At 63.3% G+C, this 10,902-nt stretch carries 10 protein-coding genes and 1 tRNA gene; 3 read left to right on the forward strand and 8 right to left on the reverse strand.

The window, feature by feature from the left end; genetic code table 11:
* Nucleotides 1–10: 10 nt before the first annotated feature.
* On the reverse strand, nt 11–769 hold the full coding sequence (locus ACTHNR_RS24000; protein ID WP_440550854.1) for a fumarylacetoacetate hydrolase family protein: 759 nt from the start codon (nt 767–769) through the stop codon (nt 11–13).
* A complete protein-coding gene (locus ACTHNR_RS24005) occupies nt 766–1,536 on the reverse strand; it encodes a fumarylacetoacetate hydrolase family protein (protein ID WP_440550856.1) in 771 nt (256 codons plus the stop codon). The genes ACTHNR_RS24000 and ACTHNR_RS24005 overlap by 4 nt, the downstream gene beginning before the upstream one ends.
* 173 nt (nt 1,537–1,709) lie before the next feature.
* Here ACTHNR_RS24005 and hpaR point away from each other — a divergent pair, with 173 nt between their 5' ends.
* Nucleotides 1,710–2,111 carry a homoprotocatechuate degradation operon regulator HpaR gene (gene hpaR, locus ACTHNR_RS24010; protein WP_440550873.1) on the forward strand — a complete coding sequence of 134 codons (402 nt, stop codon included), beginning with the start codon at nt 1,710–1,712 and terminating at the stop codon, nt 2,109–2,111.
* A gap of 108 nt (nt 2,112–2,219) precedes the next feature.
* On the opposite strand, the gene ACTHNR_RS24015 is transcribed toward hpaR, so the two are convergent.
* Nucleotides 2,220–3,173, reverse strand: a complete 954-nt coding sequence (locus ACTHNR_RS24015; protein WP_440550858.1) for a LysR family transcriptional regulator — start codon at nt 3,171–3,173, stop codon at nt 2,220–2,222.
* 96 nt (nt 3,174–3,269) lie between these two features.
* Here ACTHNR_RS24015 and ACTHNR_RS24020 point away from each other — a divergent pair, with 96 nt between their 5' ends.
* The gene (locus ACTHNR_RS24020) at nt 3,270–4,625 is read left to right on the forward strand and encodes an NAD(P)/FAD-dependent oxidoreductase (RefSeq protein WP_440550860.1); all 1,356 of its coding nucleotides are present in this window, start codon (nt 3,270–3,272) and stop codon (nt 4,623–4,625) included.
* A gap of 179 nt (nt 4,626–4,804) precedes the next feature.
* Here the strand turns inward: ACTHNR_RS24020 and ACTHNR_RS24025 are convergent.
* Nucleotides 4,805–4,880, reverse strand: a tRNA-Ala gene (locus ACTHNR_RS24025).
* A 108-nt stretch (nt 4,881–4,988) separates the two neighbouring features.
* Nucleotides 4,989–6,398 carry a glutamate--tRNA ligase gene (gene gltX / locus ACTHNR_RS24030; RefSeq protein ID WP_440550862.1) on the reverse strand — a complete coding sequence of 470 codons (1,410 nt, stop codon included), beginning with the start codon at nt 6,396–6,398 and terminating at the stop codon, nt 4,989–4,991.
* A 301-nt stretch (nt 6,399–6,699) separates the two neighbouring features.
* On the opposite strand from gltX, the gene ACTHNR_RS24035 reads away from it, so the two are divergent.
* Nucleotides 6,700–7,677, forward strand: a complete 978-nt coding sequence (locus tag ACTHNR_RS24035) for a patatin-like phospholipase family protein (protein WP_440550864.1) — start codon at nt 6,700–6,702, stop codon at nt 7,675–7,677.
* 92 nt (nt 7,678–7,769) lie between these two features.
* Here the strand turns inward: ACTHNR_RS24035 and ACTHNR_RS24040 are convergent, their stop codons facing one another.
* The 3 genes from ACTHNR_RS24040 to ACTHNR_RS24050 are packed head-to-tail and all read right to left on the reverse strand — an operon-like array spanning nt 7,770 to nt 10,595.
* Nucleotides 7,770–8,549, reverse strand: coding sequence for a GntR family transcriptional regulator (locus ACTHNR_RS24040; RefSeq protein ID WP_440550866.1), 780 nt, complete (start codon nt 8,547–8,549; stop codon nt 7,770–7,772).
* A gap of 46 nt (nt 8,550–8,595) precedes the next feature.
* Nucleotides 8,596–9,540 carry a PDR/VanB family oxidoreductase gene (locus ACTHNR_RS24045; protein ID WP_440550868.1) on the reverse strand — a complete coding sequence of 315 codons (945 nt, stop codon included), beginning with the start codon at nt 9,538–9,540 and terminating at the stop codon, nt 8,596–8,598.
* An 8-nt stretch (nt 9,541–9,548) separates the two neighbouring features.
* Entirely contained in the window at nt 9,549–10,595 is a 1,047-nt protein-coding gene (locus tag ACTHNR_RS24050; RefSeq protein ID WP_440550870.1) for an aromatic ring-hydroxylating dioxygenase subunit alpha, read from the reverse strand.
* Between the last annotated feature and the right edge of the window lie 307 nt (nt 10,596–10,902).

Below are 10,902 nucleotides of genomic sequence, written 5' to 3' on the forward strand. Positions count from 1 at the left end.
GTCTCGGATCTCAATTGCGGTTGAATTGCGCGTCGGACGCCAGCGTGTTGACGAGGCGGCCGAGTCCGTCGATTTCGCACACGACCTCGTCCCCCGCCTCGACGTTGATCACGCCGTCGGGCGTGCCCGTCAAAATGACGTCGCCGGGGGCGAGCGACATGAACCCGCTCAAGTATTCGATCAACGCCGGAATATCGGTCACCATGTCTCTCGTATTGCCTTGCTGCCGAAGCGTTCCGTTGACGTAGGTGCGCAATTGGAGGTTGGAGACATCGGCGATATCCGCCGCGTCGACGAACCAAGGGCCCAGTACCGTCGCGCCGTCGCGGTTCTTCACTCGAAGATTGGGCCGATAGTAGTTCTCGAGGTAATCGCGGATCGCATAATCGTTGGCGATCGTAAAGCCCGCCACGTACTGCATGGCGTCCTCACGCCGAACGTGCCTGGCCGCCCTGCCGATGACCACGGCAAGTTCGCACTCGTAGTGCATGAACGAGACGCCGGACGGGCGTCGCGTCGCGCCGCGATGCCCTATGACCGTCCCGGGTCCTTTCAAGAAAACCAGCGGCTCGTCCTGGCTCGTGAACTGCAATTCCTTGGCGTGCTCGGCGTAGTTCAAGCCGAGGGCGAAGATCGTGCCCGGCTCGATCGGCGCCAGCCACACGACTTCGCCTTCGCCGCAAATGCGGCCGTCGGCAAGCCGAACGCCCCGTTCGTGCGGGTACGCCTCGTGAATCGCGCCTGAGAAGGCGACACGGCCTCGCATCATCTTTCACGCTCCGCCATTTCATCGGCCGTCATGGAAAATTGTAGCGACGGCCAACCTCCGATTGCCACGCAAACACGATCGCCGGCCTGCGCGATAGGCACGCCGTGCGGCGCTCCCAACGTGAGGATGTCACCCGGTGAAAACGTCATGAATTCGGTGACGTCCGAGATGAGGCGTGCGACGCGCCTGATCGGTGTCGCGGTGGATGCGGCAAACGTGGTCTTTCCTTCTATGCCGATAGAGATCGGCAATGCATCCGGATCGAGCACGAGGGTGCGCGCGACGATCGTAGGCCCGATGACGCAGAACCCGTCACGCGCATGAAAACGGACCGACGGCCGATACACGCTGTCGTGCGGCACGCACAGATCGGCCACGATGGTGTAGCCCGCGACATACTCCAGCGCCCGCTCGACGCTTACATGCGTGGCGGTGCGCCCGATGACGATTCCGAGCGATCCGCCGATCCGCACGCCTTGCGCACCGCTCGGCACGGCGACGCGTGCGCCATGACCCGCCAACGTGTTGCGCGGCTTGACGTAGAGCACAGGCGCCTTCGGCGGCGCTCGGTACGGCGCTGCGTTGACTGCATCGCCCAGCGCGTCGAGCGCGGCCCGATCGTTCAGCAACGTGCCGTAAACGGCGCCGCCGACGGGAGGCCGGCACTGCGCTCCACCCGCCAAAAGGCCTTTCGCCGTGCGCGCGTCGACATCGCGGGCAAGCGGCTCCCCGGCCAGGTGAAGCACATGGTCGATTGTCGCAAACATCGAGGAACCATCCTTCCTACGTTCACTAACATGTTAGTATTATTCGCATCGATATCGCCGCCCGTCAAGCGTGAACGGGCCGGCCGTGGGTTTTCCCTATCCGCCCTTTGTGATGCGTCACCCCTTTCATGGATGCCGAGAACAAGCAAACCGCGCCCCATCGCAATCTGCCCATGCTCTTGCTGCGGGCGCGCGAGAAGATCATGGAGCGGTTCCGGCCGCTCCTCACCGCGCATGGGCTGACCGAGCAGCAATGGCGCGTGATTCGCGCGCTTCATGAACGCGGGCCCATGGAGCCTAGGCAGTTGTCGGATCTATGCACGATCTCGAGCCCCAGCATGGCCGGCGTCCTTGCCCGCATGGAGTCGCTCGATCTCGTAACGAAGGAGCGGTTCGCCGAAGACCAGCGGCGCGTTTTGGTGTCGCTGACGACGACGAGCGTGTCACTGGTCCGCGCGCTGACCAAGGATCTGGAATCGCGCTACGCCGCGCTCGAGCGTGAAGTCGGCGCCGATGTCGTGGCGCGCGTTTATCAAGCGGTCGACGACCTGCTTGCCGGGCTCGAAGCGGATTGAAGAGGACTGAAGCGGATTGAATTGGCCGATGAACGCATGCCTCGATATGTTCCGCCGGTAGCAGCAGCGTCCGCGCGCGCCGCCCGCGCGTTTGGCGAATACGCTTCGCTATTTTCGCGCACGCTCGTGCCCCTTCGATATCACGCCGTCCATCACGGGCGCGCCCTGCTTGATGAGGAAGTCTCGGAACAACGCCGTCACCTGGGAGATGCGTCTATCGGCGAGCGTGATGACATACCATTCGCGTTCGATCGGGTTGCCCGGAAACGGCAACTGTGCGAGCAGCCCCGCTCGCAATTCCAGCGCGCACGCATGCAGCGATAAGAATGCAACGCCAAGTCCGGCCTCGGCCATTTGCTTGATCGCCTCGTTGCTCGACAATTCCGAACCGATGTGAAACTTGTGGCCCGATGCCTTGAACAGGTTCTCCACGGTCGATCTCGTGCCCGCGCCGCGTTCGCGCACGAGCAAGTGAGCGGCCTCTAGATCCTTCAAGCCGATCCGCTTTCGCCGCATCAGCGGATGACCGGGCGCGGCAACGAACACCATGGGATGCTTCGCAAACTCGACCGCATGCGTGCGCAACTCCTTGGGCGCGCTCCCCATCACAGCCAAATCGATCTCGTGGGCCGCCAGCATCCGGATGATTTCCTCCCGATTGCCGACCTTGAAATAGGTCTTGACGTGAGGACGCGTGGCCGTGAACTTGACGAGAAGCGGCGGGATCAAATATTCCGCGGTCGTGATCGCGCCGATGCGCAGCGTCCCGCCAAGCTCGCCGGTGAGCGCCGCCACTTCATCGCCCGCCTCACTCCATAGATGCAGAATCTCGCGCGCGTAGCGGCCGACGATCTCGCCCGCCGCGGTTGGCTGCACCCCTCGCCCGACACGCTGAAGCAGGGCGGCGCCGACGGCCTCCTCGAGCAGCCTGATCTGCAGCGAAACGGCAGGCTGAGTCAGGCTTAGCTCTTCGGCCGCCCGCGATACGCTGCCCAGCCGCACCACCATGTCCAACGCCCTCAACTGCCGAAACGTCGCCGCCTTACCTATTAGCGAATACATATGAGTCGCCTATAAACATTAAATTGTCCTTGCATGTGGCGAACTATATCGTTGGATCTCGAACGCTGTCATCCATGTCAATCAGGGAGCCCTCTCATGGCCAAGAACCAGCGTATTAGTGCGACGGATCGCGCCGCGCGCATCCCTTCCATCGTGATCGTCGGCGGCGGCGCGGGCGGCCTGCACCTGGCGACGCGCCTTGCCGACACGGTCGGACGGCGCGGCCTTGCAGACATCGTGCTCGTCGACCGCTATCCGACGCATTTCTGGAAGCCGCTCTTGCACGAGGCCGCGTCCGGTCATCGCGATCCGGCGTCCCACACGATCGAATACGCCGCGCAAGCGAGGCTGTATGGCTTTCGCTTCGTACAGGGCGAGCTGCAGCGCGTCGATCGAACGCGCCGCGTCGTGACCCTAGGGGCCGTGCTCGACGGCGACGGCGCGCCCGTTCTGCCCGAACGCGAGCTGCCGTACGACGAGCTCGTGCTCGCAGTGGGCAGCGTGACGAATTTCTTCAATGTGCCCGGCGCCGCGGAGCATGCCCTGCCGCTCGAAAACCTGGGGCAAGCCGAAGATTTTCGCCGCAAGTTTCTGGCCGCCTGCATGAAGGCCGACCACCAGGCGCAAGCGAACCCTACGCTGCCCGTGCAACGCATCTTCATCAACGTGATCGGCGCCGGCGCCACCGGCGTGGAATTGGCCGCCGCGCTCCGGCAAGCGGTGGCCCCTTTGACGAAGTACCGCTTCAGGTCATTGATCGCGGAGCGAGACGTGTGCATCCGCTTGATCGAGGGCGCGCCGCGCATCCTCCCCGCGCTGCACGAGCGCGTCTCCGATCAGGCGCTTGCGCAACTTCGACGGATGAACATCGAGGTGTCGACCGGCGTTCGCATATCGGAAGTCACCCACGATGCGATCATGACGGCGACGGGAGATCGCTTGTCCGCCGACATGACGATTTGGGCCGCGGGCGTCGCGGGGCCCGCGATGTTGAAGCAGATCGGCGACATCGCCCTCAATCGGTCGAACCAAGTCATCGTGACCGACACGCTGCAAACGCCAGACGATCCGCACATCTACGCATTCGGCGATTGCGCGGCCTGCCGGCTGGAAGGACGCGGCATCTTGCCCCCGCGAGCACAAGTCGCACATCAACAGGCGCTCTATCTCGGGCGTGCATTCGCCCGGCGTTTGTCCGGCAAGGATGTTTCCGCTTTCAAGTTCCACGACGCCGGCACGGTCGTCTCCTTCGGGCAAGCCGGCGCGGTCTACCAGATCGATTTCGGCAGCCGTGCGCGGTCCCTGATCGTCGACGGTCTAGTGGCGATCGGGTTGTACAAGTTTCTCTATAGGAAGCATCTGTTCGGCCTGCATGGCACGAAGCGCACCCTGCTTCAATCGCTCGGCGACTGGCTGCAAAGCCATAATCGGCCGACCGTCAAGCTGCATTGACGACGGATAGATGTCGAAGCGCGGAAGCCCGGAGGGGCGGGAGAGGAGCCAAAAGGGGAGACGTTCGACCGTCGCACAGACCACACGCAAAGGACTAGAGCGACGCGAACTTCAGTGGACCGTAGAAAAAGAAAAAGCCCCGGAAACCGGAGCTTTTCTTTGGGTCTGTCTGCGATATTTGGTGGAGGTAAGCGGGATCGAACCGCTGACCTCTTGCATGCCATGCAAGCGCTCTCCCAGCTGAGCTATACCCCCTTGCAGAACAGAAATGAGATTGTATAGGCCCCTTTCCGACTTGTAAATACCCTTCGACGATTTTTCTTCAAGTCCTTAAGACGAACTCGGGGCCGAGCCATTCAATCCTCAAGCCGCGAGGCCCGCCTCGATTCGGCTCACGACGCGCTCGCGCCCGAAGAGCACGAGCACGGCGTCGATCGACGGCGTATGCGTGGTGCCCGCCACGAACAAACGCACCGGCATGGCCAGCTGAGGCATCTTCAGCTTGTGTGCCGCAAGGGTGGCCTTCAGCGCGGCCGAGACGCCCTCCTTCGTCCACTCGCAACCGCGCAGCGCAGTCGCGAGTTCCGCCAGCGCCGGCCGAACCGCATCGGTCACATGCTGCGCGAGCGCGTCGGCTTCTGGAGCCGGCGTGCGATAGAACATCGCCGCGTTGTCGGCGATCTCTTTCACCGTCGTGGCGCGGTCCTTCATCAGCGCAACAACCGCGGCGAGATCCGCCCCGCTCGCGAGCGCGGCATCATCGATGCCGAGCTCGAGGAGAAACGGCTTGGCCAGTTCCGCGAGCCGCGCATTGTCGGCTTCCTTGATGTAGTGGTTGTTGAGCCAGTTGAGCTTGTTGTGATCGTACTGCGCGGGCGACTTGCCCAAGTGCTCGAGATCGAACCACTCGATGAACTGCTCGCGCGAAAAGATCTCCGCATCGCCATGCGACCAGCCAAGGCGCGCCAAATAATTGAGCACCGCTTCGGGCAAATAGCCGGCATCGCGGTAGCCCATCACGCTCATCGCGCCGTGCCGCTTGCTCATCTTTTCGCCGGCTTCGTTCAGCACGGTCGGCAAATGCGCATAGACGGGCGTCTCGCCGCCGAGCGCGCGCAGGATGTTGATCTGCCGCGGCGTATTGTTGACGTGATCGTCGCCGCGAATCACGTGCGTGATGCGCATGTCGAGATCGTCCACGACGACACAGAAATTGTACGTAGGCGTACCGTCCGGCCGAGCGATGACGAGATCGTCGAGTTCGTCGTTCGAGATTTCGACGCGGCCTTTGACGGCATCGTCCCACGCGACCACGCCCGTCAAGGGATTCTTGAAGCGAATCACGGGCTCGACTCCGGCGGGCGGCGTCGGCAATGTCTTGCCCGGCTCCGGGCGCCACGTGCCGTCATAGCGCGGCTTTTCGCCGGCGACACGCTGCCGCTCGCGCAGCGCTTCGAGTTCTTCCATGGACATGTAGCAGCGATACGCGAGCCCCTGATCGAGCATCTGCGCGACGACCTCGCGATAGCGGTCCATCCGCTGCATTTGATAGAAGGGCCCTTCGTCGAAGTTCAGCCCCAGCCACGCCATGCCTTCGAGAATCGCATCGACCGATTCGGATGTCGAACGCTCGAGGTCGGTATCCTCGATCCGCAAGATGAACGTGCCTTTCATCTTGCGCGCGAAGGCCCACGGATAAAGCGCGGAACGGATGTTGCCCAGGTGAATGAAGCCTGTCGGGCTCGGAGCGAAACGGGTGCGGACGGTCGTCATAGGTAGCGTCGATGGTGCGAGGGCGCGCGCGCCGGCCAAAGCGGCGCACCGTCGCGCGAACGGAGAGTAAACAGCGATTATAGCGTCGCGGCGCATCATGCCGCCCGAGCGAGCCCCGCCCCGCCGCGCTTGCGCCCCGCATCCGAATGCGCCGCTCGCCCGCGCATGCTGCTCGTAGTGGCTTGCTACTAGTCTTAAGGAGACGGCTGCGCAGCCGATCTCACTCGCTTTGCCGTATGATGTGCGCGCGCCGCCACTTGGCCGGCGTGCCGGCGTGTCGTACGTCCGCGTCCGGCGATCGATGCGCGCCGCAAAAGGCGCGCGGCTGGAGATTGCGTTGAAATCGTCTTCCCCCCGCCTCGCCCGCCGCGGGTTCACGCTCGCCTGCGCCTCGGCTTTGCTTTCCGCCTGCGCCTCGCCCTTCACCAAGTCCAATGATTCGAGCGCGGAAGTCCGGCCGCCGGCGTTGCCGCCCAAGCCGCTTCGCATCGGCCTCGCGCTGGGCGGCGGCGCCGCGCGCGGGTTCGCCCACATCGGCGTGATCAAGGCGCTCGAAGCACGCGGGCTGCAGATCGATCTCGTCTGCGGCACGAGCGCCGGCTCGGTCGTCGGCGCGCTCTACGCCTCGGGCATGAGCGGCCTGCAAATCAACAAGCTGGCGCTGACGATGGACCAGGCCTCGATCAGCGATTGGGCGATGCCGTTTCGCACGCGCGGCTTTCTGCAAGGCGTGGCCCTGCAGAACTACGTCGACACCACCTTGCATAATCGGCCCATCGAAAAGATGGCCAAGCCGCTCGGCATCGTCGCCACCGATCTGCGCAGCGGCCAGCCGATTCTGTTTCAGCGCGGCGATACGGGCATTGCCGTGCGAGCGTCGTGCAGCGTCCCGTCGATCTTCGAGCCCGTGAAAATCGGGGGACGCGAATATGTCGACGGCGGGCTCGTGAGCCCGGTGCCCGCCTCGTTCGCGCGCCGCATGGGCGCCGACTTCGTCATCGCGGTCGACATTTCGGCCAACCCCGAAACGGCGCTGACGCAAAACTCGTTCGACGTATTGCTGCAGACCTTCACGATCATGGGCCAGACGATCAAGACCTACGAACTCGAAAAGTACGCCGACTTCGTCATCCGCCCCAACCTCGCCGCCATGAGCGGCGCCGACTTCGGTCAACGCAACGCGGCCATCCTCGCGGGCGAGGAAGCGGTTTCGCGGTTATATCCCGAGTTGCAGCGCAAGCTCGCCGAGCACCACGCCGGGTCGGCCGCCGCAGCCTAGCGGTGCGTGTCGCCGCGCGCGACGCTTTGGGACCGAAACCAGCGCGAGATCCGGATGCCTCATTTGCGTTGCGACAGGGGTTAAAAAGCCTGTCAACGCGCAGTCTCATCTTCCCGGATGAGCTTGGCGCCGAATAGGCGCGAACGGGTCGCTTGGCTCTTCAACGCATTTTCGAGGTTGCGTTGCGCAATCCTTGAATGCTCGCGCATCAACGCTTCGGCGCGTGCCCCCTCTCTACGCTCGATTGCGTCGAGCACCGCTCGATGCTGCGCCTGCGCCACGACGAGCACTTGATAAGCGTCGTGCGCGACCGACTGCACCTCGACGAATCCGCTCGGCGAGGCGAAGGGCAGCGCCATCGCCTTGGCGAGCTGACGTTCGACCACGCTACTGTTGCAGGCTGATGCCAGCAAGCGATGAAACCGCTCGTTGATCTCGACATAGCGGGAGAACTTTCCCTCCGCCATCTTCGGCGAAGCGAGCAGTGCGTCGATTTCATCGGCGCATTCGTTCAATTCGGCCATGCACGGCCGCGCGACTCCGCGCTCGGCCGCGAGCCGCGCGGCCAGCCCTTCCAACGTGCCGCGCACCTCGATCGCATCGAAGATTTCGGCGCTGCTGAACGACCGGACGCAATAGCCGCCCGAAGGCACCGCGTCGAGCAAGCCTTCGTCCTGCAACCGCATCAGTGCGGCACGCACGGGTGTACGTGACATGCCGAGGCGGTCCACGGCCCACAGTTCGGTGATACGCGCGCCCGGCGCCACCTCGCCGGCGAGAATCAATTCACGCAACCCTAGCTGCGCCTTGACCGTTTGCGACGCACCGGACGATACAGCCGCATCGTTCGATGTTCCGTCGAATGACTCCATTCCAAACCTCTTGCTTACGTTGCGCGCCGCGCTCGCTTCGCTGCCGCTAAAGATCCAGCACGAGCATCGGCGATCTCGACCGCGAGCAACACGGCAAAAACTGGTCGTTCGCCGCCTTCTCTTCGTCCGTCAAATAGACGTCGCGGTGATCGGGCTCCCCCGACAACACGCGTGTCAGGCACGTCCCGCATACGCCCTGCTCACACGAAGTCGGCACCTCGACACCGGCCTGCGCGAGTGCCGAGACGACCGTCATATCGGACGCGACGTCGATTACCCGGCCGGTACTCGACAGCGTCACCTGAAATGCACCACCGCCTTCTTGAGCGGGCGCCGCTGCGAAAAACTCGCGATGCACGTTCGCATCGTCCCATCCCGCGGCTTTGGCTGCGTCCATCGCCGCGGCAATGAAACCCGCGGGGCCGCAAACGTAAAGGTGCGTATCCGGGCGAGGTTGCGCAAGCAGTCGATCTAGCCGCAATCGTTCGCCCGCTTCAGCGTCATCGAAGTATAAGTGAACGCGCTCCGAGAACCGCGCCCTGGCGAGCCGCTCCCTGAACGCGGTACGTGCCGGGCTGCGCGTGCAATAGTGCATCTCGAACGCGGCCCCCTCACGATCGAGTGTCTCGGCCATCGATAGGATCGGCGTCACACCGATACCGCCCGCCAGCAGCACCGAGTGACGCGCCTGCGCGTGCAGCGCGAAGTGATTCTTCGGCTCGCCGATTTCCAGCAACCCACCTTCCTCTAGCGCATGCATCGCGATCGATCCGCCGCGCGAGTTGGCATCGCGCAGCACTGCGATCAAATAGCGATGCGATTCGCTGGGGCTGTTGCAAAGCGAGTACTGCCGCATGAGCCCATCGCGCAGCATGACGTCGACGTGCGCGCCGGCCGAAAACGCGGGCAACTCGGCGCCATCGGGACGTACGAGTTCGAATGCGCAGATATCGGTTGCCACGGCGAATTTGCGTGCGATTTTGACTTGCATGGTCGATCTCACGAAACGGCGCCGAGCGCCGGTTGGTCCTGCGAAATCAACCGGTCGAGCACGCGGCGCGACTGCACGCCGCCGGCATCGATGTTCAGCTTCAGGAGATTGCGCTGCGGGTAGTCGAGCAGATTGCGCTGCTGCGCCTCGAGCATGGCAAGGTCTTCGGAAAAAATCTTTCCTTGACCTTCGCGGATCTTCTCCGTCAGTTCGGCATCGTCCGGGCGAAAATTGCGCGCCATGCCCCAGAAATACCAGATCGACGTCTCGGTCTCGGGCGTAATGAAATCGACGACGATGCTCGACGCCTTGTACCGCGCATCGGCGTGATATCCGCCGTGGCCCGCATGGGCGACGCCGACCTCGATCATGACGTGACTCGGCGGCGTAAAACGGCAAATCTGCCAGCGATCGCAGGGCACGTCGTCCGCGAGCCCGTTGCCGCGCAGCGCCGCCGCCCAAAACGGCGGCGGCATGATGTCCTCCATGAAGCGGCTCGTCACGACCGTATCGCCTTCGATCTTCGTCTGCGGAGCCGACTCTTCGATCTCGGCCTGCCCGATGCTCGACGCGTGGACGTAGGTCTCGTGCGTGAGGTCCATCAGGTTGTCGATCATGAGCCGGTAGTCGCACGCTATGTGATACAAGCCGCCGCCATAGGCCCAATCGGGATTGTCGGCCCATTCGAGCGGATGGATCTTTTCGGGATCGGCGAGCGCCGCATCCCCCGGCCAGACCCAAATGAACCCATAGCGCTCCACGGCGGGATACCGGCGCGTGACCGGGAAGCCGCCGACGCGTTGACAAGGCATCGACGCGCACTTGCCGTGAACATCGACCGTCAGTCCGTGGTAGCCGCACACCAATTGTCCGTCGCGGACGAAACCGAGCGAGAGCGGCGCGCCGCGATGCGGGCAGAAATCCTCGAGCGCCGACACGACGCCGTCTGGCCCACGGAAGAAGACCATGCGCTCGTTGCAAATCCGCCGGCCGAGCGGCTTGTCCGCGATCTCGTCCGGGGTGCAAGCCACATACCAAGCGTTCTTCAAGAACATCCGCCTCCTCCCTTGTTGTATACAATTTCTTCCGAAATAAGCCAAAACACGCCAACACCGGATGATCTGCTTAGAGAGAATTTGAATTTCTCAGCGTATTTATAGCGCTTCACGTCGAGAGCATCATCGACCCATCCTGCGTTTGGCATCTGCGATTGTATACAGGATGAAAAAGATTGCCAGGCCCGAAGGGCGCGCGCCGGGTAAACGACTACAGCAGGTTCTTTCTCGGCGGCGGTACGGCGCACATCGTCCCGCGCTCTGGCCGCACCGAGCGATCGAATAGGTTCGGATGTCGACTAGACAT

The sequence above is a fragment of the Trinickia sp. genome (genome assembly GCF_051954495.1).
Classification (GTDB): Bacteria; Pseudomonadota; Gammaproteobacteria; order Burkholderiales; family Burkholderiaceae; genus Trinickia.

Bases quoted from the DNA above. Each gene is read 5' to 3' on its own strand.
- ACTHNR_RS24020 (WP_440550860.1), top strand. From the start codon at position 3,270: ATGGCCAAGAACCAGCGTATTAGTGCGACGGATCGCGCCGCGCGCATC.
- gltX (WP_440550862.1), bottom strand. From the start codon at position 6,398: ATGACGACCGTCCGCACCCGTTTCGCTCCGAGCCCGACAGGCTTCATT.
- ACTHNR_RS24045 (WP_440550868.1), bottom strand. From the start codon at position 9,540: ATGCAAGTCAAAATCGCACGCAAATTCGCCGTGGCAACCGATATCTGC.
- ACTHNR_RS24035 (WP_440550864.1), top strand. From the start codon at position 6,700: ATGCGCGCCGCAAAAGGCGCGCGGCTGGAGATTGCGTTGAAATCGTCT.
- ACTHNR_RS24050 (WP_440550870.1), bottom strand. From the start codon at position 10,595: ATGTTCTTGAAGAACGCTTGGTATGTGGCTTGCACCCCGGACGAGATC.
- hpaR (WP_440550873.1), top strand. From the start codon at position 1,710: ATGCTCTTGCTGCGGGCGCGCGAGAAGATCATGGAGCGGTTCCGGCCG.
- ACTHNR_RS24015 (WP_440550858.1), bottom strand. From the start codon at position 3,173: ATGTATTCGCTAATAGGTAAGGCGGCGACGTTTCGGCAGTTGAGGGCG.
- ACTHNR_RS24000 (WP_440550854.1), bottom strand. From the start codon at position 769: ATGATGCGAGGCCGTGTCGCCTTCTCAGGCGCGATTCACGAGGCGTAC.
- ACTHNR_RS24040 (WP_440550866.1), bottom strand. From the start codon at position 8,549: ATGGAGTCATTCGACGGAACATCGAACGATGCGGCTGTATCGTCCGGT.
- ACTHNR_RS24005 (WP_440550856.1), bottom strand. From the start codon at position 1,536: ATGTTTGCGACAATCGACCATGTGCTTCACCTGGCCGGGGAGCCGCTT.